Raw genomic sequence first — 22,584 nt, forward strand, 5'->3', positions numbered from 1 at the left:
GTCGGGTGCGGCCGCCATCTTAGTCGAAAGCGATGACAGCCGCGAGACTGAGACTGACGACTTATCGATCCCCATGCTAGTCTGATCCGGCTTTATCGATGAGTCATAAATCATGCATGTTCATATTCTAGGTATTTGCGGCACCTTCATGGGCAGCCTTGCGCTGCTGGCCAAGGCCCGGGGCGACCGGGTTACCGGCAGTGACGCCAAGGTCTATCCGCCCATGAGTACCCAGCTCGAGGCGCAGGGCATCGAGTTGCTCGATGGTTTTGATCCAGCCCATCTCGATCCAACGCCGGATCTGGTGATCATCGGCAACGCGCTCTCTCGGGGCAACCCCGAGGTCGAGGCGGTGCTCGATCGCAAGCTTCCTTATACCTCAGGGCCTGAATGGCTTGCGCGTCACGTGCTGCCCGGCCATACGGTGCTTGCGGTGGCGGGCACGCACGGCAAGACCACGACCAGCAGCATGCTGGCCTGGATCCTTGAGCATGAAGGGTTGGCCCCGGGCTTTCTGATCGGCGGCGTGCCGGATAATTTCGGCCTTTCTGCGCGCCTTGCGGGCGGGGATAAACCGATGTTTGTGGTCGAGGCCGACGAATACGACACCGCGTTTTTCGATAAGCGCTCCAAGTTAGTGCATTACCGTCCCGATGTGGCGGTGCTCAATAACCTCGAGTTCGATCACGCCGACATCTTTCCAGACCTCGCCGCAATCGAGCGTCAGTTTCATCATCTTGTGCGCACTGTTCCCGGGAAGGGCCGCCTGGTCGTTGCTGACGACACACCTGCACTCGACCGGGTATTGGCGCTTGGGGCGTGGACGCCCATCGAGCGTTTTGGAAGCGCCGGCAGCGACTGGCAGGTGTCGATTGCCCGTGGCGGGCGCTCGCTAACGCTTTATCACGCCGGTGCCTCGTTTGAGCTTGAGTGGACGCTTTCCGGTGCGCACAACGCTCAGAACGCGCTGGCGGCGCTTGCGGCTGCATACGCGGTCGGTGTGCCGGTCAGTCGCGGCGTCAAGGCGCTGCACGCGTTCAAATCGCCCAAGCGGCGACAGGAGGTGCGCGGTGAGGTGCGGGGTGTAATGGTCATCGACGATTTCGCCCATCACCCGACCGCCATTGCAGCCACGCTCGACGGGCTTAAATCCCAGAGTGATGAACGAGGTGGCCGACTTTGGGCCGTGATTGAGCCGCGGTCGAACACCATGCGCCTGGGCACCATGAAAGAGCGATTGAATGAAAGCGTCGTGTCCGCTGACGGCGTCTGGTGGTATCAGCCGCCGACACTGGACTGGTCGCTTGAGCATCTTCTCGATACGGCTGAGCGCCCGGCAGAAGTGCACCGCGATATCGATGCACTGGTCGAGCGCGTCTGTGAGACCGCCGAAGCCGGCGATGTGATCGTTGTTATGAGCAACGGCGGGTTCGAAGGCGTGCACGAGCGCCTTCTCAAGGCCCTCGCGACACGCTCACACATCGATTGACTGAGTTTGACCGGCGGGAAGGTACCCTAGACCGGCGGGAAGAACAGTACACGGGCGGCCATCAGAAGTACGGTGGCTGCCCCCAGCGCCTTCCAGGGCAATTGGGTGATTGGCCGGTAGGCAAACCGGTGGTAGCTGATGCGCACGACCGCGCACATCGCGAATCCGAGCAGGGTGCCGCCGAGCAGGTCGCTGACCCAATGAACCCCCATCATCAGGCGTGACCACGCCATCAGCGCGATCAAAAGCGTTGCCCCGCAGTAGATCCAGTGGCGCCGTGCCGGGCTCTTAACGCCGTCTGCCATGAAGGCCGCTGCCAGGCCGTATACGACCACTGCGCCCGAGGTATGCGCGCTTGGAAATGAAAATGAGCCTTCCAGGTAGTCCGGAGTCATCGGGCGAGGCCTACCGACCCAGGCCTTGAACAGGATATTGGCAAGCCCGATGCCGCCGATGGCGAGCGCCCAATGGAGCAGGGCCGTGCCATAGCGCTGCCAGATGAGCCACAGTGTCCAGGGGGCTAGCAAAATGACGATACCGAGTTTGTCACCGACCTTTGCAAGCACTAGCGCCAGTTGAGATGCCAGCGGCACATCGAGCGATTTGAAAAACGCATTGGCGTTGTGATCGAGTGCGAACGGCGCCGGATGATGCGCGACAATCACTGCAAGTACGCCAAAGCCTGTCGCTGAGGCAAGAAAAAGCGCCAGAGACGGTATGGGAGGCGCGCCGCCGGGGACGTTCATTCGAAATGAAAGCCAGGTGCGCCGGCCCCATTTCGAGCGCCTGGCGCCTGCCAGCGCAAGCCGGTAGAGCGCGCCCATGCGCTCTGCGTGCTGGCGGCCCCAGGTAAACATCCACGCCAGAAAAATCAAGGCGCCGCCAAGGGCAAGAAGCCAGCCGAAACTGTCCTGATACGGGCCAAGAAACGCCTTCCAGGTTCGACCCAGATAATACCCCGGCAACACGTAGACGGGCGCCCAGGCAAGTGCCGAGGCGATGTTGACTACAAAAAATCGGGTTGAGGGCATGTTGCACATGCCGGCAATGAGCGGGATGACCGGGCGCAGCGGGCCGATGAAGCGCCCAAGCACGACGGAGGTGGCGCCGTAGCGCTCAAAAAATCGTTGTCCTTTTTTCAGTGCCTCAGGATAACGACTCAGCGGCCATATCGAGGCAACCCGGTGGCGATAGCGGTGGCCGAGCCAGAAGCTGATCGCATCCCCGAGTACAGCGCCTGCAGTGGCAAAGGCCAGGGCCAGGGGGACTGACATCGAGTCGTGGCCGGCCAGTGAGGCGAGTGCTGTAATGACAACCACGCCGGGGAAGGCAAGCCCGACCAGGGCAAGTGATTCCAGTAGTGCCACCAGCCCCAGCGCGGTAAACAACAGAAGTGGGTCTCGGGCCAGAGGCTCGAGCCAGTTCATGACATCCATGTGATTGCGTATCCAAGCGTTTGGCAGAGGTGGCCATTCTGCCATAGGCAACCCTGCGTATTGTCATTTTTACTTGTACAAGGCGCTGCCTTATAGTGGGTTTTCAACCATTCAAAAACATCGGTGAAGGTGCTTCATGACGCAGACTGTGGCTGATACCGCTTCCGTGAACGATTATATTCGCCGCTTGGGCCGTACTGCCCGAGAGGCTAGCCAAGTCCTGCGCAGTGCGCCAACCGCGATCAAGAACCAGGCATTGCTGGCCATGGCGCAGGCGCTTGAAGTTGAACGCGAGGCGCTCAAGGTGGCCAACGACGAAGATTTGACTCGTGCGCGCGCCAATGGGCTCAGCGAGGCCCTGATCGACCGGCTGGCCCTGACCGATGCGCGCATCGACAGCATGATCAAGGGGCTTGAAACGGTCGTGTCCCTGCCGGACCCCGTTGGCACCATCGATCAATTGAAAGCGCAGGCCAACGGGCTTCGCATCGGCAAGCGTCGTACCCCGATCGGTGTCATCGGCATCATTTATGAGTCGCGCCCGAACGTGACCATCGATGCCGCGGCGCTGTGCCTAAAGGCCGGCAATGCTGCGATCCTGCGCGGTGGCTCTGAGGCCAGTGCCTCCAATGCCGCGATCGCGCGGTGCGTCGTACGTGGCCTTGAGGCGGCAGGGCTCCCTGCGCACTGCATCAGCGTGGTCGAGACCACCGATCGAGCCGCCGTGGGTGCTCTTATTCAAGACAGTGAACACGTTGATCTGATCATTCCGCGCGGTGGCAAGTCGCTGATCGAGCGCATTTCCCGTGACGCCACGGTGCCGGTGCTCAAGCATCTGGAAGGCCTGTGCCACGTGTATATCGATGCGTTCGCGGATCTTTCCATCGCGGAGGATATCGCGTTCAATGCCAAGTGTTTCCGGTACGGCATCTGCGGCGCGATGGAAACCCTGTTGGTGCATGAGTCGGTCGCCACTCAGGTGCTGCCGTCACTGTGCGCACGCCTTGAAGCGTACGGCGTTGAACTGAAAGGCTGTCCCGCTACATGTGAGGTCGTCGAGATGGCAGCTGCAAGCGAGGAGGATTGGGCGACTGAATACCTCGGTCCGACACTTTCGATCAAGACAGTCGCCTCGCTCGATGAGGCGATGAAGCACATCAATCACTACGGCTCGCACCACAGCGACGCGATCGTGACCGAGCATCTCTCCAACAGCGAACGGTTCATGTCAGACGTTGATTCGAGCTCGGTCATGCTCAACGCGCCGACCTGCTTTGCCGACGGCGCTGAATACGGGCTCGGCGCTGAAATCGGTATTTCCACCGATAAACTGCACGCCCGTGGGCCTGTGGGCCTTGAAGGGCTTACTACCCAGAAGTACATCGTGCTCGGGCAGGGTCAGCTTCGTGGTTAAACGCTGGGCCATGCTTGGAGGAACTTTCAATCCGGTGCATCTGGCGCACCTGCGAAGTGCCATCGAGCTCAAGGAAACGCTTGGGCTTGATGAGGTGCGCATGGTGCCGTGCCACGTGCCGCCCCACCGGGATGAACCACAAACGCCCGCGCATCAGCGCCTTGAAATGCTGTCACTGGCCCTTGAGGGCGTGCCAGGGGTGATTGCCGATGATCGAGAGCTTCGTCGTGATGGGCCCTCGTTTTCACTCGATACGCTCAAGTCGTTTCGCGGTGAGCTTGATAAAGATGACTCGTTGATCATGGCGATCGGCGAAGACGCGTTTTCCAAGCTTGACCGCTGGCGCGCCCCCGAAGCGCTGTTTGAGCTTGCCCATGTGGTGGTGATCGCCCGCCCGGATCATGGCCTTGACGTGCCGGCCGGGCTCAGTGATTTTCTTGCCGCGCGTCGAGCTCATTCGGCCGAGGCGCTGTCCGGGCCAAGCGGGCGTTGGCTTGCATTGAGCCTCGCCTCGCCCATGGCTATTTCCTCGACCGATATTCGCGCACGACTCAGGCGCGGTCAGGATATTCGGTATCTGGTGCCCGAGGTGGTTCGACATTACGTCGAACGCCACGGGCTGTACCTTTAATTAATACTGGCGAAAGTTGATCGGCCCAGTACAATGCCGCTTTTTCATCGAACTGACAGGACACTATGCAAACCGAAGCCCTGAAGACACTGGTTGTAAACGCGCTGGAAGACACCAAGGCGCAGGATGTCGTCACCATGGATGTTGCCAAGCTGACCAGCGTGACCGACGTGATGGTCGTTGCCAGCGGAACCTCGAGCCGCCACATCAGTGCGTTGGCCAACGGGGTTGTCAAGGACGTCAAGGAACAGGGCATCCAGCCCATCGGCGTTGAAGGCAAGCAGGGCAGTGAGTGGGTGCTGGTCGATCTTGGCGATGTGGTCGTCCACATCATGACGCCGGCCACCCGTGAGCTTTATGACCTCGAGCGCCTCTGGAGTGACCTGCCGACCGACCTGGAACGCGATGGCAAGGCCCGCTCGTGAAGCTTCGAATACTCGCGGTCGGTACCAAAATGCCGGGGTGGGTGGAACAAGGCGTTTCAGAATACGTCAAACGCATGCCGCGTGAGATGCCGGTGGAATTTGTCGAAATCGCGCCGGGCACGCGTTCGAAAAACAGTGTGACCGACAAGGCGATTGCCCAGGAAGGGGATCGCATGCTGAGCAAGCTCCGCGAGCAGGATCTGGTGGTCACACTCGAGGTGACCGGGCGCGCCTGGAGCACCGAAACCCTGTCGGACCGGCTCGGTGAATGGCGACAAGAGGGGCGTGACGTTGCCCTGATGGTCGGAGGCCCGGATGGGCTCGACCCGCGTATCAGCGCCCGCGCCGAACAGCGCTGGTCGCTGTCGGCATTGACGCTTCCGCACCCGCTGGTCCGGATCGTGCTGGCCGAGCAACTGTATCGCGCCTGGAGTCTGCTGGCGGGGCATCCTTATCACCGCTGATCTGACCTGAAGTAAGAATCGACATGCGTTCACGCCGAAGGGCGACACTCAATAACACTCAGGAAGAACTCGGTCTATTCAGGCGTCGGTCAATCGTCGCCATGGTCGTTGTTCTCATCATGCTGTCCACGCTGGTCGGGCGGCTGGTGTATCTGCAAGTGATCAAGCATGACGTATTTATCACCCGCTCGGACAGCAACCGCATGCGGGTCGAGCCCCTGCCGCCAAACCGTGGGCTGATCTTTGATCGAAATCACAAGGTGTTGGCGGAAAACCGGCCTACCTATAATCTCACGATCGTGCGTGAGCGCGCCGATGATCTCGATCAGACGCTCGACCTGTTGGTCGACATTTTAGGTCTCAGCGACGACAAGATCGACACCTTCAAGAAGCGCTCGCGCCAGCGTCAGCGCCCGTATCAGCCGGCACTTCTGATGAGCGATTTGAGCGAGGCTCAGATCGCGAGCCTTGCGGTCAACCGCTACCGTTTGCCCGGCGTAAGCGTCGAGGCGCAGCTTCTTCGTTACTACCCTGAAAGCGTTGCGATGTCGCATGTGCTGGGGTATGTCGGCCGCATCAGCGAAAGCGATCTTGAGCGTCTGGACAGCAGTAACTACGCCGGCACCCACTTTGTCGGCAAGCTCGGCGTCGAGCGCTTTTACGAAAATGAGCTGCACGGCAAGGTCGGCTATCGCACCGTCGAGACCAATGCCCGTGGCCGTGCGCTGCGTGAGCTTGACCGCACGCCGCCGGAATCCGGCAGGAATCTGACGCTTACCATCGACAGCGACCTTCAAGCGCTGGGCTACAAGCTTTTGACCGGCAAGCGCGGTGCGATCGTTGCGATCAATCCGCAGACCGGCGGTATTCTCGCGATGGTGTCGACGCCTGGGTACGACACCAATCAGTTCGTGACCGGCATCGACAGCAAAAGCTATCGGGCGCTCCAGGACGATCTGGACCTGCCGCTTTATAACCGCGCTGTACGCGGTCAGTACCCACCAGCCTCCACCGTTAAGCCCTACATGTCGCTTGCTGGACTCGAAAACGGCGTCATCACCCCTCAGACCACGGTGTATGACCCCGGTTACTACAAGCTTCCAAACGACTCGCGGCGCTATCGTAACTGGCTGAGGTGGGGGCATGGCCGGGTGGATATGCGCCGGGCCATACGCGTGTCCAACGACACCTATTTCTATACGGTGGCCCATCGCCTCGGTATTTCCCGGCTGTCGGAATTCATGCACCGCTTTGGCTACGGAGAGGCGCACAGCCTTGACGTTTGGGGCGCTCAAAGCGGCATCATGCCCTCCCAGGAGTGGAAACGGGGGCGTTTCGGCAAGCCCTGGTACCCCGGAGAGACGCTTTCTGTCGGTATCGGGCAGGGGTACTGGCTTGCAACGCCGCTTCAAATGGCGACCGCGGCGTCGGTGCTTGCGAACAAGGGCAAGTGGATTCGACCGCACTTGGCCAAGGAGATCGGCGATACGGAGGTGGCGCCGCCGTTTCCGGAGACCCCCCCGGACATCGAGCTCAAGAACAGCAACTGGTGGAACCTGGTCGATCAGGGCCTTGAAGACGTGATTCAAAGCGGCGAAGGGACGGCGCGGTCGCTCCAGCAGGGGCTTCAGTACACCATGGCCGGCAAGACCGGGACCGCTCAGGTGTTCACGCTCGGTCAAAACCAGAAGTACAACGCCTCGGAGCTTCGCGAGCGGTTGCGAGACCATGCGCTTTTCATTGCCTTTGCACCGGTTGACGACCCGCAGATCGCGATTGCGTTGATCATCGAAAACGGCGGTGGTGATCACCTGGCCGCACCGATCGGGCGCAAGATGCTGGATGAGTGGCTATTGCTGCGGCTTGACAAGGCCGACAGCGAAACGCCTCGGCTGGATGAATTGGCTCGTGGGGCCTCCGACCACTAGGAGTTGTCATGCAGGAACATACGTCCGTGCGTCGGCGCCGGGTCGCTTTCAACTGGCGACGCTGGCGCATCGATCCCTGGCTTTCGCTGTTGCTGTTGGTGCTGGTCGGCAGTGGGCTGGGTGTCCTCTATAGCGCCGGGGGTGAGTCCAGGTATCTGGTCGAGGCGCAGTCGATGCGCTTTCTCGCCGCGTTCGCCGTGATGGCGATCGTTGCGCAGTGTCCGCCCCATTTTCTGATGCGCATGGTGCCGGTGCTGTATCTTTTGATCGTCGCGATGCTGGTGGCGGTCGATGTCATCGGCTCACACGCCATGGGCGCCACGCGCTGGCTCGAAATTCCGGGGGTGATTCGGTTTCAGCCTTCCGAGCTCATGAAGATCGTGATGCCGATGATTATCGCGGCGTACCTTTCCAAGCGTGACCTACCACCGAACTGGACCGACCTTGGCGTGTGTCTGCTGCTGATGGGGCTTCCGGTAGCGCTGATTGCCAAGCAGCCCGATCTCGGGACGTCGCTTCTGGTGGCGTCATCGGCGATATTCGTGGTGCTGCTGGCAGGGCTTTCCTGGCGGCTGGTGGGCTTTTTTTTCGTGTTGGCTCTGGCGGCGTTGCCGCTTCTCTGGCTCAACATGCACGGCTATCAGAAGCAGCGCGTACTGACCTTTTTGAATCCGGAAAGTGATCCGCTCGGTGCGGGCTGGAACATCATTCAGTCAAAGACCGCAATCGGCTCGGGCGGGCTTACCGGCAAGGGATGGATGGAAGGCACGCAGTCACAGCTTGAATTTTTGCCCGAACGCCATACCGATTTCATCGTCGCGGTGCTTGGTGAAGAGTTCGGTCTGATGGGTATGCTATTGCTTTTATTGTGCTATCTGCTGATCATCGCCCGAGGGCTTTATATGGCCAACAAGGGTGCGGATACCTTTGGTCGGTTGTTGGCCGGTAGCTTGATACTTACATTTTTTGTCTATGTGTTCGTCAATATCGGAATGGTCAGTGGACTGCTGCCGGTGGTCGGCGTGCCGTTGCCGCTGGTCAGTTATGGGGGCACGGCCAGCGTGACCTTGATGGCCGGCTTCGGTATCCTGATGAGCATTTATACCCACCGCAAGTCCACGTCGTGAATACAGGGAGTGGTGCATGACACTACGGGGTGTTATCGGAAAGAAGCTGGCGATCGCGTGTGTGCTCGGCGCGCTTGGCACGAATGCATCGCTTGCCACGGCAGCCGGTGAGTTCGACCCGGCCGACAACGCAGACGTTCGAAAGATGGTCGATGAGCTGTCTCAGCAGGGGTATACCCGCTCGACCCTGAACGCCATCATGGCCAAGGCGAGTCATCAGCAGAGCATCATCAATGCGATGAACCGTCCGGCGGAGCGTCATTTACGCTGGGACGAATACCGCAACATCTTCATCCAGCCAAAGCGTGCGCGTCTTGGCGCCGAGTTCATACGTACTCACCGCGAGGCGATGGACAAGGCCGAGCGTGAATACGGCGTGCCGCCCGAAATCATTGCAGCGATCATTGGTGTCGAGACCAACTACGGTGGCAACAAGGGCTCTTACCGAGTGCTCGATGCACTGTCGACGCTCGCCTTTGATTATCCCAAGCGCGCCACGTTCTTTCGCAAGGAGCTGATTTCCTACCTGCAGATCACGCTGGCGCAAGGGTTGGATCCGGCTGAAATGAAAGGCTCCTATGCAGGCGCCATGGGTTATCCCCAGTTCATGCCAAGCAGCTATCAGGCCTACGCAGTGGACTTCAATGGCGATGGCATCAAGGACCTGTGGGATGAGCCCGAGGACGCCATTGGTAGCGTGGCCAACTATTTTGCCAAGCATCATTGGCGAAAGGGGGCACCGATCTACGTTGAAGCGAACGGCCCGGCCGACAAGCCCGAAAATATCGACTTCAACAACGTACGAAACGGCGGGCTCAACACCTCGATCCAGGCACTTGAAAGCGCCGGCGTCACCGCGGCAGGCAACCTGCCAAGCGATGCCATGGTGCTTCCAATGGCGCTCGATTTCGAGGATGGCCACTACCGATACGTGCTCGGCATGCACAACTTCTATGTGATCACTCGGTACAACCACAGCCATATGTATGGCATGGCCGTGGCAACGCTTGCCGAGCAGATCAAGGCAGTTCTGGCACAGGAGTCCTAGTGTGTCGAAGTTGTGCTGGATAGTGGCGTTTGCCGTTGTGCTTTCCGGGTGTGCCGCGAGCGGAGGAGGAAGCAGTTCATCCGGCGGTGGGCGCTACAGTCAAAGCAATGACGGGTATCCAGACGGGATGCCCGACATGTCTCACATCGTGGACGCGGTACCAAAGGATGAGCCGAGGTCTCGAAGCGGCAACCGCTCGACGTATTCCGTCTGGGGAAAGACCTATCACGTGCTCGACACCAGTAAAGGGTACGCCGCCACCGGGCTCGCCTCCTTTTATGGTACGAAATTTCAGGGTTACGCCACGGCCAGTGGCGAGCTTTACGATATGTACACGATGAGCGCGGCGCACAAGACGCTGCCGCTGCCGACCTATGCGCGGGTCACCAACCTCGACAATGGCCGAAGCGTCATCGTCAAGGTCAACGACCGCGGCCCGTTCCATGACGACCGCCTGATTGATCTGTCCTACGCCGCGGCCTATCGCCTTGATATCCTGAAGCAGGGGACGGGTCGGGTGCGGGTCGAGGCCATCGACCCCAAGACCTGGAAGCCCAGCCAGGCGCCGACGCCGGCCAGGGCCATAAAGACCGTGAATGCACCTGCTTCGTCAGCTCCAGCTGCTAGCTCGGGGCAGTCGACCGGGCCAGGGCGCTTCATTCAGGTGGCAGCGCTTGGCGAGCGTTCGGCGGCTGAGCGGCTCAAAAGCACTCTCGAGGCGCGAGTCGGCCATCCAGTACGCATTATCGCCGCGCCCGGCGCCTATAAGGTTCAGGTCGGTCCACTGACGGATCCAATCATGGTGGAGTCGACCAAATCGACACTCAAGCGCGCAGGTTACGATCAAGCGTTTACGGTTACTCCTTCCACCGAATAGCAGGCTAAACGAGAGAAGCCCTATGATTTTTTCTGCAACTCCCTTGTCCCTTCTTCGCCGCTGTTCCCTGGCGGTCTCGATGAGCATGGCACTTGTCGCTGCGGGGCCCACGCTTGCCGACGACCCGGCGCCGAAGCCTGGCCCGCAGCCGAACGTGTCGAGTTTCGTGCCGGCCCCGCCCGAGCTCAATGCCAAATCCTGGGTGTTGATGGACGCAAAGACGGGCAAGCTTCTGGTGCAGCACGATGCAGACATGCGCCTGCCGCCTGCAAGTCTTACCAAGATGATGACGGCCTACATCTCCGAGTATGAGATCGACAGTGGTGGACTGTCGCCGGATGACAAGGTGCGCATCAGTGAAAATGCCTGGCGCACGGGTGGCTCTCGAATGTTCGTCAAGGTCGGCTCCTATGTGCCGGTCAAGGAGCTGATGCAGGGCATCGTGGTGCAGTCGGGCAATGACGCAACGGTTGCCATGGCGGAGCACATCGCCGGCAGCGAGTCGTCCTTTGCCGACCTCATGAACCAGTTTGCAAACCGCATGGGGCTCAAGAACACGCACTTCATGAACCCGACCGGGCTGCCAGACGATGAGCATTATTCAAGTGCCCATGATCTGGCGACCATCGCACGCCATATCGTCGAGGACTTCCCGGACCACTATAAGCTCTATTCCGAGAAGTACTTCACCTGGAATGGCATCCGCCAGCCCAATCGCAACCTGCTGCTGTGGCGTGATTCCCGCGTGGACGGCCTGAAGACCGGCCATACCGAAGCGGCGGGCTTTTGCCTGGTGTCCTCAGGCGTTGAGAATGGTACACGGCTTATTTCCGTGGTCATGGGCACCAATTCAGAAAACGCCCGTGCCCAGGAGTCGCAAAAGCTCTTGAGCTACGGATTCCGTTATTTCAAATCCCAGAAGGTGTATGACAAGGGCGCCGAGCTCAAGACCGTTCGCGTCTGGGGGGGCAAGAGCAACGAGCTGTCAGCGGGCGTCAATCATGACGTCTACATCACTCTCGGCCGCCAGGGCGACACCAACCTGACTGCTCGGATCAATGTCGACCAGGAGCTCAATGCGCCGATCAAGAAGGATCAAAAGATCGGGACCGTCGACATCGTCCAGAACGGCAGCGTGATTCATACCGAGCCGCTGGTGGCGCTCGAGGCGATCGACGAGGGCAGCTTCTTCAAGCGCATCTGGGACAAGGTCGTTCATTTCGTGATGGATCTGTTCTAGAGGCCAAAGGGGCGTGAGCCACAACCGGCTCATGCGCACGCGCTGAAAAGGCGATCCGGCTGACGGATCGCCTTTTTTTGCGTAGACTATCCGGCAATTGTTTTGACATGGAGAACAGGTCATGTCTTCGACCGATAACACGCCGGAGATCGAATATCCACGCGACTACGGGCTTCGCGTGGTGGGCGATAACGTGGATCAGCTCGAGCGCGATGTGGTCGCGATTCTAGAGCACCACTGCCCGGAGAGTTTCGATTCGCGCAACGTCACGTCTCAGAAAAGCACCAGCGGCAACTACAAGTCTGTTCGAGTGCGCTTTCGGGCCGAAAGCGCCGAGCACGTTTCCGTGGTCTATCAGGCGTTGAGCGGCCATCAGCTAGTGCGGATGGTGCTTTGACCACGACCGCCCCCATTCGGGTGTTTGAGCTCGGTGTCGTGCCTTATGAAACCACCTGGCGCGCCATGAAGGCCTTCACCGATGAGCGCACGGAAGACGACCCGGATGAACTCTGGATCGTCGAGCATCCGCCCGTGTTCACGCAAGGTCAGGCGGGCAAGGCCGAGCATGTGCTCAAGACGTCCGATATTCCAATCGTTCAGACCGACCGAGGCGGGCAGGTCACCTACCACGGCCCCGGTCAGCTGGTGATCTATCCGCTCATCAATCTACGCCGGCGTGGGCTTGGCGTTCGCGATATGGTCAGCGCGCTCGAAAACACCATTATCGACAGCCTGTCTGATCACGGGCTTGACGCCCATGCTCGACCGGATGCGCCGGGTGTCTATGTCGAGGCGCGCAAGATTGCCTCGCTTGGCTTGAGAGTGCGAAAGGGGGCCAGCTACCATGGCGTGGCCTACAACGTATCGATGGATCTATCGCCGTTTGGCTACATCAATCCCTGCGGATACGCAGGCCTTGCCATGACGGATCTTTCCACCGAGCTTGCCACGTGCATGGATCCAGCCCATGAGCGCGAGCGCGTTGTTGCACATCTCACACGTCACCTGAATCACGCCGCCTGGTTTAAAGAGTCGGGGTTGCCCGCGTCCCTGGCTGACACTTCTTCCGATGTAGGATCGCTTAAATGACTGAAACACATGCTTCTTCCCAAAAGCGCCGAGTGGAACGTGGTGTAAAACTGCGCGGCGCGGATAAGGTGTCACGCATCCCGGTCAAGGTCATTCCGACCGAAACACTGCCCAAGAAGCCGGACTGGCTGCGCGTACGCATGCCCGTCTCTCAGGAGGTGACACGCATCAAGGAAACGCTTCGAAAGCACAAGCTCCATACGGTATGCGAGGAAGCGTCCTGCCCGAACCTGGGTGAGTGCTTCAATGGCGGCACGGCCACGTTCATGATCATGGGCGACATCTGCACTCGGCGCTGCCCGTTCTGCGATGTAGCCCACGGCCGCCCCAACGCGCTCAATGAAGATGAGCCGCGCGAGCTTGCCGACGCCATCGCCGAGATGCGTCTCAAGTACGTCGTGATTACCTCGGTCGACCGTGATGACCTTCGTGACGGCGGCGCTCAGCATTTCAACAACTGCATTCGCGAGATTCGTGCCTCAAGCCCCAATATCGAGATCGAAGTTCTGGTGCCGGATTTCCGTGGTCGTATGGATGTCGCCATCGATACCATGCGACAAGAGCCGCCCGACGTCTTCAACCACAACCTCGAGACCGTGCCGTCGCTTTATCGCAAGGTCCGCCCGGGCGCCGACTATCAGTGGTCGCTGGATCTTCTGAAGCGCTACAAGGAGGTGCGACCGGAAGTGCTGACAAAGTCCGGTTTGATGCTGGGCGTGGGTGAAACGGACGAACAGGTTGTCGAGGTCATGAAAGACCTTCGTGCGCACAACGTCGACATGTTGACCCTTGGCCAGTACATGCAGCCCTCGCGCAACCACCTGCCGGTGGATCGCTGGGTGCATCCGGATACGTTTGACTGGTTTGCCGAAAAAGGGCGCGAGCTGGGCTTTGTCCACGTTGCCTCGGGGCCGCTGGTTCGCTCGAGCTATCACGCCGACAAGCAGGCGCACGGCGAAACAGTGAAGTAACTCGTCACCTCGACCGTGTATGACAGGAACCCGCCGCCATGGCGGGTTTTTCATGAGCGCGGCTCATGGCGCGTACGCGCAATTTTCAACGGATACGATTACCGCTTATCGAGTCGTTTTCTATAGAATGCCTTCCCTTGACCCACGCTCAAGGAATGCCTGTCCCATGATGCCGCTCCGGCCGTTTTTGAATACCGCCCTGATGATCTCCGCCCTTTTGCTTGGCGTGGGCGTTCATGGCGCCGAGCGCGAGCATACTCGATACCCGTTAACGATCGATAACTGCGGCCATGAGCAGACCTTTACGGCACCTCCAAAGCGCATCGTGACGCTTGGTCAGCTTGAGAGCGAGCTGTTGATGGCGCTTGGCGTGGCGGATCGTATCAAGGGCACCTCGGTCTGGCTGGGGCCGGTGAGTGCAGATCTTCACGCCGTTAGCGAAACGGTACCGGTACTAAGTCGCAGTGTGCCGAGTTTCGAATCGGTCACCCAGCTGCGCCCGGACCTGGTCGCGGCTCAATTTACCTACCACCTCGGTAAGCGGGGTGAAGTGGCCACCCGTGAGCAGTTCGAGCAGCTCGGGATCGCGACCTGGGTCTCGCCAAGCGATTGCCTTGGCAAGCAGATTACCGAGTCGTCCAACAGCGATGGGGCGCGAAAACGCCCGTTTACCATGGCAATGATCCGTGACGAAATAAGCCAGCTTGCTCGAATACTGGATGTGATTCCGCAAGGGCAGGCGCTGACCGAGCGATTGGATGCGCGTCTTGCCGCGGCTCAACACCTTCGCCCACATACCGATAGGCAGCCGACGGTTCTGTACTGGTTTTCGAGTACGCGCCTTCAGGGCGATGCCTGGGTCGGTGGCAGTTATGGCGCGCCTGAAGCCATTTCCCGGGCGCTGGGCCTCAAGAACGTGATTGAAAGCGATCAGGAGTGGCCTGCGGTCAGCTGGGAGCGGATCGCCGACCTGAACCCTGACATTATCGTGATTGCCTCGATGGACCGGCGCAATTTTGCCGCCGATGATGCCGCCAAGAAACGCGCCTTTCTGGAATCGGACCCGGTGGCGCGTGAACTCAGCGCGGTCAAAAGCGGGCATGTCATCACGGTGGACGCTCAGGGTCTTAATCCGTCGATGCATGTGCTCGATGCCATGGAGACAATCGCCGAGCACCTCGATACTGCCCGCGTCGCTGAGTGATGTTTCCATCCAAATCCGCGCTCACGCTCTGGGCCGTATTCTTGGCAGCGGCGCTACTGCTTTGTGTCAACATCGTGCTGGCGGCGTCTATCGGCGAAATGCGCATTCCTTTCATGGTCACTCTTCAAAGCATTGCCCATGGGCTCGGCGTCAGCGATGTCTCGCTCGATCCCATCCAGCAGGGCATCATCTGGCAATACCGCATGAGCCGCGCGCTGATTGCGGCGTTCAGCGGAGCGGGGCTTGCGCTGTGCGGAGTGGTGCTGCAGGCCCTGCTTCGAAATGCCCTGGCCGAGCCCTATGTGCTTGGTGTGTCGGCGGGTGCCTCGACTGGAGCGGTCTCGGTGATGCTTCTTGGGGTCGGCGGGGGCGCCATTGGTGTGTCGGCCGGTGCGTTTCTTGGGGCGTTGATGGCGTTTGCGGTTGTGATGTTTCTGGCGTCTGGCGTTAGACGGGGCGTTACGCGCGTGATTCTTGCAGGCGTCGCTGCCGCGCAGCTGTTCAATGCGATCACGGCGTGGCTTGTAAGCACATCGGCCAATGCCGAGCAGTCTCGAAGCATCATGTTCTGGCTATTGGGGAGCCTTGGTGGCGTGCGATGGCCCGATGTCGAACTCGCCGCCATCGTGGTCAGCGCGGGCTTCGTGCTGTGTTTTTATTTCGCCCGGACGATGGACGCCTTTGCGTTCGGCGAAGACGCCGCCGCCTCGCTTGGGGTGTCGGTGCGGGGCGTGCGGGCGGTGCTTCTGATACTGACCGCACTCATCACGGCAACGCTTGTCAGTATTGTCGGTGCAGTGGGGTTCGTCGGGCTGGTTATCCCGCACGCGGCGCGCTTTCTGATCGGGCCGGGGCATGTGCGGCTTTTACCTGCCACGGCCTTGATCGGCGCCAATTTCATGGTGCTGTCCGATATAGTGTCTCGCGTCATCGTTGCCCAGCAGACGCTGCCCATCGGCGTGGTGACGGCGCTTTTTGGGGCGCCGGCCTTTGCGCTCATTCTCTACCGCGTAAGAACCGAGGAATGAAAGCACCGAGGAATGAAAGGACCGAGAAATGAACATCGAAGGGCGTGAGCTCAGCTGGATACGACAGCACGAGCGTATTGTCGATGGCGTTACGCTCACTGTCGGGCCGGGTGAAACGCTTGGGCTGATCGGCCCCAATGGCTCGGGTAAATCGTCGCTTCTGCATTTGCTTGCAGGGCTTCGTCGACCAAGCAGCGGGCGTGTGTATCTGGATCATGAGCCCATCGACGGATTTTCACGGCGCCAGGTGGCGCAAAAGGTCGCATTGGTGGCGCAGCACTCGACCACCGACGCTGACCTGAGGGTCGAAGAGGTGGTCAGACTGGGTCGAATTCCCCACCGGGGGCCTTTGCAGGGCTGGACCCAAAGTGACGTTGAGCACGTCGAACAGGCACTGGTGCAGGCGGGACTCGTGGCGCTGAGACACCGTCGCTGGCATACGCTCTCCGGTGGCGAACGCCAGCGCACTCAGTTGGCGCGCGCGATGGCGCAGCAACCTGGCGTGCTGCTGCTGGATGAGCCGACCAATCATCTGGACATTCAGCATCAGCTCGATCTCTTGACGCGAGTGCGGGCTCTGGCCACGTCGAACATCATTGCCTTGCATGACCTGAATCTGGCCGCGATGTTCTGTGATCGACTGGTGGTTTTGAGCGAGGGGCGGCTGGTTGCGCAGGGGGCGCCCGAGGACGTGTTGACGCCCGCCCTGATCTGGCGGATCTATGGCGTCGATGCGGCTGTCGAGCGATCGCCTCATCACGGCAAGGCTCAGATTCATTATCTCGTGTAGCGGCTGAGGTTATGACTTGCGCCGATCGATCTGAATCGATGGCTGCGGCTAGAGGGCTGGTCACGCCTTGTGCCTGTTTGGACGAGCTGGAGCGGTACGAGTGAATGGTATGGAAAGACTGAAAGAGAGGCACCGAAACACTAAAAACGCCGCTCGGCATGACCCGTTAGCGGCGTTTTCAGTTGTATCTGGTCGGAGCGACAGGATTCGAACCTGCGACCTCTGCAACCCCATTGCAGCGCGCTACCAAGCTGCGCCACGCTCCGGCTCCGAAGTCTTGCCTTCAGAACGCTGCGTATCCTACACCACTGTTTAGAAAAAGGAAAGGGAAGACTTTTTTATTGTTTATCGATCAAGGGATGGCCGAAAATGAGGTGATGCGTGGGTCAATGGATCGAGGGATAAATGGCGGTATTGATTGGGTTTGTGGGGTTGCTGGCGTGCCAGCTTCTGGGTGAGTTGATCGTCAAGGCGGGGCATCTGCCGATCCCCGGCCCTGTGGCGGGCATGATCGTGATGCTTATCGCCCTGATGGTGAGAGGGCGCGTGCCAGATGGCGTGCGCCTGGTGTCCGAGGGGCTTTTAAAGTACCTGACTCTTTTATATGTGCCGGCAGGGGTCGGCATCATGGTGTACTTCGCAACGCTTGGCCAGAACCTGCTGACGATTGCGGTCACGCTGGTCGGCTCGATCGTGCTGACCCAGGTCGTGACTGCTCTGGTGCTCAAGGCGCTGACGCGAAAGCGCGGCCAAAACGAGGCTGATTGCTCATGACGCCCGCGATCGATCAGCTTTGGGTCTATCTGACCTCCGAGCCGCTCCTTAATCTCTTGCTGACGTTTGTGGCGTACATGATCGGTGTGACGCTGCATCGTTTCTTCCGAGGGTTTGCGCTGTTTCATCCGGTGATCGTTGCCACGACGCTGATCGTTTTGACGTTGCTCGGCACCGGAACCTCCTACACGCGTTACTTCGATGGCGCACAGTTCATTCACTTTCTGCTGGGGCCGGCGACCGTCGCTCTGGCCATCCCACTGTACGACCACCTGGGTAAGGTGCGTCAGATGCTGTTTCCGATCATGAGTGCCTGTGTGATCGGCATTCTGGTCGCCGCGGTCACGACGCTTGGCATAGCCTACGCCATGGGGGCGTCTCACGAGCTTTTGATGACGCTTGCGCCTCGGTCGGTCACAACGCCGATCGCCATGGGCGTGGCCGATGAGCTGGGGGGCATTCCGCCTCTGGCCGTTGGGTTCGTGCTGTTGACGGGCGCCATCGGGGCGACGACCGGGCCGCTTTTGTTCAAGCTGTTGCGCATCGACGACCCTGCCGTGCAAGGGTTCACCATGGGGCTTTCTGCGCATGGGTTTGGAACTGCACAGAGTTTTTCGACGCTCGGACCGGTTGCCGGGGCCTTTGCGGGATTGTCGATGGGGCTGACAGGCCTTGTCACCGCCTTTTTGCTGCCGGTACTGGTGATGTGGTTAGGTGGTTAGAATCACCGCTGCCGGCACGTGCATTCAACGTTTGATGGAGAACACCGCATGAGTACGCTCGATATCACCCTGGTTCAGCCCGACCTTCATTGGGAGCAACCCGAACGAAACCGGGCCGAGCTTAAGCGTTTGCTGGAGCCGCTGGCACCGACCGATGTGATCGTGTTGCCGGAGATGTTCGCCACCGGGTTCACGATGAATTCCCGAGAAATGGCGGAGCCCATGGCCTCGAGCGAGACGTTGGCCTGGATGGTCGACATGGCTCGCCATACCGGTGCGGTCATGACGGGGAGTGTTGCGATCGAGGACGAGGGTGAATGCTACAACCGGATGCTCTGGGTCACGCCGGAAGGCGAGGTCGTTCACTACGACAAGCGTCATCTTTTTCGTATGGCCGGTGAGCATGAACGCTACGGCGTGGGCACCAAGCCTGTCATCGTCGAGCGCAATGGCATCAAGCTGATGCTGAGTGTGTGTTACGACCTGAGGTTTCCGGTGTGGCATCGCAATACCACGCTTCGCTATGACGCGCTTCTTTGCATCGCGAATTGGCCGGCGCCTCGCCGCATGGCGTGGCGGACGCTGCTCATGGCGCGTGCGATCGAAAATCTGAGCTACGTCATCGGCGTCAACCGGGTCGGGGAAGATGCAAAGGGGCTTGCGTACAGCGGTGATTCGATGGCCATCGATTTCAAGGGGGCACCGCTGCTGGATGAACCTGAGGGGCAGCCCTTCGTTAAAACGGTACGTCTTGATAAAGCGGAGCTCGACCGCTTTCGCGATACTTTCCCAGCCTGGCAGGACGCCGATGCGTTCGAGCTTCATATCGGTTCGTGAACTGCGCAAACCTCGAGCGCGAACGTTGAGAGTGAATAGAGTAAATATTGAAAGGGCCGCCCGGGGGCGGCCCCTCGTTCAACGAGGCAGATGCTACAGCTCTATTGCAGGTTAAGGCGTTGCCCTGGGTGGATTGGGCTGTCGGTCTTCAAGTCGTTAAGGCGTGCAAGGCGGCGCGTGGATAGCCCGTTTCTTGCGGCAATAGCGCTTAAAGAGTCACCCGAGCGCACGGTAACCGTGGCGCTTTGAGCGGTGCTGCTTGCAAGCATCTGATCGGTACTTCCAGGTACCAGCAGTGTCTGGCCGGCTCGTAGCCGGTTTCCGCTCAGTTGATTGCGCGCCTTGATGACGCTTATTGGTGTGCCGTAGCGCTGAGCGATCACCGACAGCGCATCGCCTGACTTGACCGTGTAGGACGACCACACCGTGCGCTCACTGGCCGGGAGCGATGCGAGCGCGCGCTCAAAGCGCTGCTTGCTTTTTGCGGGAATCAAAAGCGGTCCATTGCCAGCCGGTCGAGTGGCCCAGCGGCGATACCCCGGATTCAACGCCCGTATTTCTTCAATGCTTGTGTTTGCAAGGCGGGCGGCGAGCTCGAGATCCAGCTGGCCGTTGGTCTCGACCTCGGCGATCGCCTTGTGATCCGGGACATTTGGCAGGTCCAGCCCGAATTTTTGCGGATCGGCAACGATCGCTGAAAGCGCCAGGAGCTTGGGCACGTAGTCCATGGTTTCGCTGGGCAGTGTCAAATGCCAGTAATCGGTCGGCTCACCTTGCGTGGCCGAACGCGCCTGGGCGCGATTGACCGTGCCGGGGCCGGCATTATAGGCGGCAAGGGCCAGCGACCAGTCGCCGCTGTACCAGCGGCTTCTCATGGTGTCGAGGTAGGTCAGCGCCGCGGTGGTGGCGGAAATGACGTCCTTGCGGCCGTCGTACCACCAGGTGCGATCCAGTCCCATCTCATCGCCGGTGACCGGCATGAACTGCCACATCCCGGTTGCGCCGCTGTAAGGGTGGCGGGCGGTCGGGTTGTAGCCGCTCTCGACGAAGGGCAGCAGGGCAATTTCGCTCGGGATGTGTCGGTGCTCGACCTGTCGGGTCACGAAGCGAAGCCAGGGCCGCGCGTGTTCGACGACACCACGCAGGTGCTGAGGGTGGGTCTGATACCAGGTGATCCAGGCCTGCACGCGGGGGTTGTCGGTATCATGGTTCAGCCGAAAACCGCCACGAAGCCGTTGCCAGAGATCGTTGAAGGGCTTTTCATCCAATACGAGCTCTGTGTAAAACCCGTTGTAGGTACTGGCTGCGGTTGCTGGCGCTGCAAGGCTTGGCGGTGACAAGAGTAACGAGGCCATGGCCAGCGAGCCGGCAAGGCCTGAGGTAGTGCGTATGACAAATTTAGTGATCATCGAAGGGAATATCCTGAGGATTAAAAGCGGTCCTTCCATGACCGGAGCGTGGTGAAGGTGCTCAAGGCGTCATCGGCTGCGCCTTGGGTCGACGCTGTTGCCTGAACATCAGGGCGGTCGGTGCGCAGAAATGGATTGAGCGTTTTTTCACGACCGATGGTGCTTGGCAGGGTCGGCCGGCCGAGCGAACGTTCGCGCTCGCACGCTTTTTCGAACGCCTCGAGCGCCGTGTTGTCGGGGTCGGCCGCGCGGGCAAACGCCACGTTGGCCTGGGTGTATTCATGACCTGCAAAGACCAGCGTGTCATCACCGAGACTGCCCAGACGTTTGAGCGAGGAGAACATCTGCTTTGAGGTGCCCTCGAACAAACGGCCGCACCCGGCGCAGAACAGAGTGTCACCGCAAAACAGCAGGCTCGGGGTGCCGGCGGCAAGAAAGCTCACGTGATCAAGCGTATGGCCTGGAGTGGCAAGCACTTCGAAGGCACGGCCCATGACGCGAACGGTATCGCCGTCGCTGACCGGGTCGGTCACTTCGTCGATGACCGAGTTGGCCGGGCCGATGATGCGCGGGTTGAAACGCTCGGCGAGTTCTTTAAGACCGCCGGTATGATCCTTATGGTGATGTGTCACCAGAATCGTTGTCAGTACACGCTCGTTGCGCTCGATGTACTCGATGACAGGCGCGGCGTCGCCCGGGTCAACGACGGCAATCTGGGGGTCATTGTCCTGCTGTAGAATCCATATATAGTTGTCTTGAAACGCAGGAAGGGGTTTCACGGTCAACATGAAGACCTCGATATAAGTTACGCGATAAACGGGGATGGTCTTGCCTTTGAACGGCGTAAACCTTGCGTGGGAGTGCGGCATATGTCAAATCTCGAGCACCTGATGCGCCCCTTCGGGCCGTGGGCCGAGTGGTACGCGCGCAACGAGGCGTTCTGGGCCGAGCCTGGTGGTCAACGTCTTCTGCGTAACGAGCGTGCCGTGCTCGGGCCACGGCTGGAGCAGGCGCGCGGTCGATTTGGCCTTGAGCTCTCAAGCGTCGATGCCTTTCTCAATGCCGCGCCAGTGGGCAAGCGCATCTACTGGGCACCCAGTGTCGAGCACGCGGCCAAACCCAGCCCGCTCGTATGTTTGCCGACCGCGCTGCCACTGCCGGATGCGAGCATGGATGCGGTGGTGCTTCATCACATGCTTGAAAGCATGCCGTCGCCACACCAGGTATTAAAGGAGGCGGCCCGCGTTACCTCCGACAAGGGGCGTTTGTTCGTGGTGGCCTGGAACCCGCTCGGCGCGTCACGCTTTAGTGGTCGCTATTTAAGTGCTCTTAGACGTGAGTCACGTACCGCCTGGCGTACAGCTCAACAGCTTGGCGACTGGCTTGCGTTCGTGGACTTCAAGGTGGTTGGCGTGCACTACTGCAATTTCCCTTCTGCGTTTCGAAAGGAGGGGCGTTTCGAAACGCTCGGCCGACGTTACAACATGCCGCTTGGCGCCGATTCATTTGTCATCGAAGCCTCACGCAAGGGAGTGCCGGTGCAGCCGATTCCGGTGCGTCAGGCGCTCGGGAAATGGTTGCCGGCGTCGTTTACCAACCGCGCCGGCATTGCCTGTGATGGGGTTCAGCCTGGTCCGCCTCGGGCGAAAAAGGACGGTCAGTGATAAACTCGACCGCCCAT

23 protein-coding genes and 1 tRNA gene are annotated in these 22,584 nt (G+C 59.9%); 20 read left to right on the forward strand and 4 right to left on the reverse strand.

Annotated elements, in window-relative coordinates; genetic code table 11:
• The first annotated feature begins 112 nt into the window (after positions 1 to 112).
• Positions 113 to 1,489, forward strand: a complete 1,377-nt coding sequence (mpl, locus tag NAT49_RS01790) for a UDP-N-acetylmuramate:L-alanyl-gamma-D-glutamyl-meso-diaminopimelate ligase (RefSeq protein WP_251589880.1) — start codon at positions 113 to 115, stop codon at positions 1,487 to 1,489.
• A 26-nt stretch (positions 1,490 to 1,515) separates the two neighbouring features.
• On the opposite strand, the gene NAT49_RS01795 is transcribed toward mpl, so the two are convergent.
• Positions 1,516 to 2,925, reverse strand: coding sequence for a bifunctional DedA family/phosphatase PAP2 family protein (locus tag NAT49_RS01795; RefSeq protein WP_251589881.1), 1,410 nt, complete (start codon positions 2,923 to 2,925; stop codon positions 1,516 to 1,518).
• A gap of 136 nt (positions 2,926 to 3,061) precedes the next feature.
• Here NAT49_RS01795 and NAT49_RS01800 point away from each other — a divergent pair, with 136 nt between their 5' ends.
• From NAT49_RS01800 to NAT49_RS01870, 15 genes are all read left to right on the forward strand, one after another.
• The gene (locus tag NAT49_RS01800) at positions 3,062 to 4,339 is read left to right on the forward strand and encodes a glutamate-5-semialdehyde dehydrogenase (RefSeq protein WP_251589882.1); all 1,278 of its coding nucleotides are present in this window, start codon (positions 3,062 to 3,064) and stop codon (positions 4,337 to 4,339) included.
• A 10-nt stretch (positions 4,340 to 4,349) separates the two neighbouring features.
• Positions 4,350 to 4,970, forward strand: a complete 621-nt coding sequence (nadD, locus tag NAT49_RS01805; RefSeq protein WP_251589883.1) for a nicotinate-nucleotide adenylyltransferase — start codon at positions 4,350 to 4,352, stop codon at positions 4,968 to 4,970.
• Between the two features lie 65 nt (positions 4,971 to 5,035).
• Positions 5,036 to 5,395: a ribosome silencing factor gene (rsfS, locus tag NAT49_RS01810; RefSeq protein WP_251589885.1), complete on the forward strand. Its 360-nt coding sequence runs from the start codon at positions 5,036 to 5,038 to the stop codon at positions 5,393 to 5,395.
• On the forward strand, positions 5,392 to 5,859 hold the full coding sequence (rlmH, locus tag NAT49_RS01815) for a 23S rRNA (pseudouridine(1915)-N(3))-methyltransferase RlmH (protein WP_251589886.1): 468 nt from the start codon (positions 5,392 to 5,394) through the stop codon (positions 5,857 to 5,859). The genes rsfS and rlmH overlap by 4 nt, the downstream gene beginning before the upstream one ends.
• A 23-nt stretch (positions 5,860 to 5,882) precedes the next feature.
• Positions 5,883 to 7,787, forward strand: a complete 1,905-nt coding sequence (gene mrdA / locus NAT49_RS01820; RefSeq protein ID WP_251589887.1) for a penicillin-binding protein 2 — start codon at positions 5,883 to 5,885, stop codon at positions 7,785 to 7,787.
• Positions 7,788 to 7,795: 8 nt separating this feature from the next.
• The gene (rodA, locus tag NAT49_RS01825; protein ID WP_251589888.1) at positions 7,796 to 8,914 is read left to right on the forward strand and encodes a rod shape-determining protein RodA; all 1,119 of its coding nucleotides are present in this window, start codon (positions 7,796 to 7,798) and stop codon (positions 8,912 to 8,914) included.
• A gap of 16 nt (positions 8,915 to 8,930) precedes the next feature.
• Positions 8,931 to 9,962 carry a lytic murein transglycosylase B gene (gene mltB / locus NAT49_RS01830; protein WP_251589889.1) on the forward strand — a complete coding sequence of 344 codons (1,032 nt, stop codon included), beginning with the start codon at positions 8,931 to 8,933 and terminating at the stop codon, positions 9,960 to 9,962.
• Positions 9,963 to 10,098: 136 nt separating this feature from the next.
• The gene (locus tag NAT49_RS01835; RefSeq protein WP_251589890.1) at positions 10,099 to 10,839 is read left to right on the forward strand and encodes a septal ring lytic transglycosylase RlpA family protein; all 741 of its coding nucleotides are present in this window, start codon (positions 10,099 to 10,101) and stop codon (positions 10,837 to 10,839) included.
• Between the two features lie 79 nt (positions 10,840 to 10,918).
• Entirely contained in the window at positions 10,919 to 12,079 is a 1,161-nt protein-coding gene (locus NAT49_RS01840) for a D-alanyl-D-alanine carboxypeptidase family protein (protein WP_251589891.1), read from the forward strand.
• A 121-nt stretch (positions 12,080 to 12,200) separates the two neighbouring features.
• Entirely contained in the window at positions 12,201 to 12,476 is a 276-nt protein-coding gene (locus tag NAT49_RS01845) for an HP0495 family protein (RefSeq protein WP_251589893.1), read from the forward strand.
• On the forward strand, positions 12,473 to 13,168 hold the full coding sequence (lipB, locus tag NAT49_RS01850; protein ID WP_251589895.1) for a lipoyl(octanoyl) transferase LipB: 696 nt from the start codon (positions 12,473 to 12,475) through the stop codon (positions 13,166 to 13,168). The genes NAT49_RS01845 and lipB overlap by 4 nt, the downstream gene beginning before the upstream one ends.
• On the forward strand, positions 13,165 to 14,139 hold the full coding sequence (gene lipA, locus NAT49_RS01855; protein WP_251589897.1) for a lipoyl synthase: 975 nt from the start codon (positions 13,165 to 13,167) through the stop codon (positions 14,137 to 14,139). The genes lipB and lipA overlap by 4 nt, the downstream gene beginning before the upstream one ends.
• Before the next feature lie 166 nt (positions 14,140 to 14,305).
• Positions 14,306 to 15,343: an ABC transporter substrate-binding protein gene (locus tag NAT49_RS01860; protein WP_251589898.1), complete on the forward strand. Its 1,038-nt coding sequence runs from the start codon at positions 14,306 to 14,308 to the stop codon at positions 15,341 to 15,343.
• A complete protein-coding gene (locus NAT49_RS01865; protein WP_251589899.1) occupies positions 15,343 to 16,371 on the forward strand; it encodes a FecCD family ABC transporter permease in 1,029 nt (342 codons plus the stop codon). The genes NAT49_RS01860 and NAT49_RS01865 overlap by 1 nt, the downstream gene beginning before the upstream one ends.
• Positions 16,372 to 16,399: 28 nt before the next feature.
• Entirely contained in the window at positions 16,400 to 17,161 is a 762-nt protein-coding gene (locus NAT49_RS01870) for an ABC transporter ATP-binding protein (protein ID WP_251589900.1), read from the forward strand.
• A 189-nt stretch (positions 17,162 to 17,350) separates the two neighbouring features.
• Here NAT49_RS01870 and NAT49_RS01875 read toward each other — a convergent pair.
• Positions 17,351 to 17,427: transfer RNA gene (locus tag NAT49_RS01875), tRNA-Pro, on the reverse strand.
• A 139-nt stretch (positions 17,428 to 17,566) separates the two neighbouring features.
• Between NAT49_RS01875 and NAT49_RS01880 the strand changes: the two genes are divergently transcribed.
• From NAT49_RS01880 to NAT49_RS01890, 3 genes are read left to right on the forward strand one after another with little or no spacing between them, the layout of a single operon-like run.
• Positions 17,567 to 17,935, forward strand: a complete 369-nt coding sequence (locus NAT49_RS01880; RefSeq protein ID WP_251589901.1) for a CidA/LrgA family protein — start codon at positions 17,567 to 17,569, stop codon at positions 17,933 to 17,935.
• Positions 17,932 to 18,657: an LrgB family protein gene (locus NAT49_RS01885; protein ID WP_251589902.1), complete on the forward strand. Its 726-nt coding sequence runs from the start codon at positions 17,932 to 17,934 to the stop codon at positions 18,655 to 18,657. Before NAT49_RS01880 ends, NAT49_RS01885 begins: the two co-directional genes overlap by 4 nt.
• 48 nt (positions 18,658 to 18,705) lie before the next feature.
• Entirely contained in the window at positions 18,706 to 19,494 is a 789-nt protein-coding gene (locus NAT49_RS01890; RefSeq protein WP_251589904.1) for an amidohydrolase, read from the forward strand.
• Positions 19,495 to 19,595: 101 nt separating this feature from the next.
• Here the strand turns inward: NAT49_RS01890 and NAT49_RS01895 are convergent, their stop codons facing one another.
• Positions 19,596 to 20,903: a LysM peptidoglycan-binding domain-containing protein gene (locus NAT49_RS01895; RefSeq protein WP_251589906.1), complete on the reverse strand. Its 1,308-nt coding sequence runs from the start codon at positions 20,901 to 20,903 to the stop codon at positions 19,596 to 19,598.
• Positions 20,904 to 20,923: 20 nt separating this feature from the next.
• A complete protein-coding gene (gene gloB / locus NAT49_RS01900) occupies positions 20,924 to 21,691 on the reverse strand; it encodes a hydroxyacylglutathione hydrolase (RefSeq protein ID WP_251589907.1) in 768 nt (255 codons plus the stop codon).
• 81 nt (positions 21,692 to 21,772) lie between these two features.
• Here gloB and NAT49_RS01905 point away from each other — a divergent pair, with 81 nt between their 5' ends.
• Complete coding sequence (locus NAT49_RS01905; protein ID WP_251589909.1) at positions 21,773 to 22,567, forward strand: class I SAM-dependent methyltransferase; 795 nt, start codon at positions 21,773 to 21,775, stop codon at positions 22,565 to 22,567.
• The last annotated feature ends 17 nt before the right edge of the window (positions 22,568 to 22,584 follow it).

The organism is Larsenimonas suaedae (assembly GCF_023712105.1).
Taxonomy (GTDB): domain Bacteria; phylum Pseudomonadota; class Gammaproteobacteria; order Pseudomonadales; family Halomonadaceae; genus Larsenimonas; species Larsenimonas suaedae.

Coding starts and splice junctions, on each gene's coding strand:
- NAT49_RS01905 (WP_251589909.1), top strand. CDS start 21,773: ATGTCAAATCTCGAGCACCTGATGCGCCCCTTCGGGCCGTGGGCCGAG.
- mpl (WP_251589880.1), top strand. CDS start 113: ATGCATGTTCATATTCTAGGTATTTGCGGCACCTTCATGGGCAGCCTT.
- NAT49_RS01880 (WP_251589901.1), top strand. CDS start 17,567: ATGGCGGTATTGATTGGGTTTGTGGGGTTGCTGGCGTGCCAGCTTCTG.
- lipA (WP_251589897.1), top strand. CDS start 13,165: ATGACTGAAACACATGCTTCTTCCCAAAAGCGCCGAGTGGAACGTGGT.
- NAT49_RS01870 (WP_251589900.1), top strand. CDS start 16,400: ATGAACATCGAAGGGCGTGAGCTCAGCTGGATACGACAGCACGAGCGT.
- nadD (WP_251589883.1), top strand. CDS start 4,350: ATGCTTGGAGGAACTTTCAATCCGGTGCATCTGGCGCACCTGCGAAGT.
- gloB (WP_251589907.1), bottom strand. CDS start 21,691: ATGTTGACCGTGAAACCCCTTCCTGCGTTTCAAGACAACTATATATGG.
- NAT49_RS01795 (WP_251589881.1), bottom strand. CDS start 2,925: ATGGATGTCATGAACTGGCTCGAGCCTCTGGCCCGAGACCCACTTCTG.
- NAT49_RS01800 (WP_251589882.1), top strand. CDS start 3,062: ATGACGCAGACTGTGGCTGATACCGCTTCCGTGAACGATTATATTCGC.
- NAT49_RS01840 (WP_251589891.1), top strand. CDS start 10,919: ATGAGCATGGCACTTGTCGCTGCGGGGCCCACGCTTGCCGACGACCCG.
- NAT49_RS01890 (WP_251589904.1), top strand. CDS start 18,706: ATGAGTACGCTCGATATCACCCTGGTTCAGCCCGACCTTCATTGGGAG.
- NAT49_RS01845 (WP_251589893.1), top strand. CDS start 12,201: ATGTCTTCGACCGATAACACGCCGGAGATCGAATATCCACGCGACTAC.
- NAT49_RS01860 (WP_251589898.1), top strand. CDS start 14,306: ATGATGCCGCTCCGGCCGTTTTTGAATACCGCCCTGATGATCTCCGCC.
- rsfS (WP_251589885.1), top strand. CDS start 5,036: ATGCAAACCGAAGCCCTGAAGACACTGGTTGTAAACGCGCTGGAAGAC.
- rodA (WP_251589888.1), top strand. CDS start 7,796: ATGCAGGAACATACGTCCGTGCGTCGGCGCCGGGTCGCTTTCAACTGG.
- mltB (WP_251589889.1), top strand. CDS start 8,931: ATGACACTACGGGGTGTTATCGGAAAGAAGCTGGCGATCGCGTGTGTG.
- NAT49_RS01885 (WP_251589902.1), top strand. CDS start 17,932: ATGACGCCCGCGATCGATCAGCTTTGGGTCTATCTGACCTCCGAGCCG.
- mrdA (WP_251589887.1), top strand. CDS start 5,883: ATGCGTTCACGCCGAAGGGCGACACTCAATAACACTCAGGAAGAACTC.
- NAT49_RS01895 (WP_251589906.1), bottom strand. CDS start 20,903: ATGATCACTAAATTTGTCATACGCACTACCTCAGGCCTTGCCGGCTCG.
- NAT49_RS01835 (WP_251589890.1), top strand. CDS start 10,099: ATGTCTCACATCGTGGACGCGGTACCAAAGGATGAGCCGAGGTCTCGA.
- NAT49_RS01865 (WP_251589899.1), top strand. CDS start 15,343: ATGTTTCCATCCAAATCCGCGCTCACGCTCTGGGCCGTATTCTTGGCA.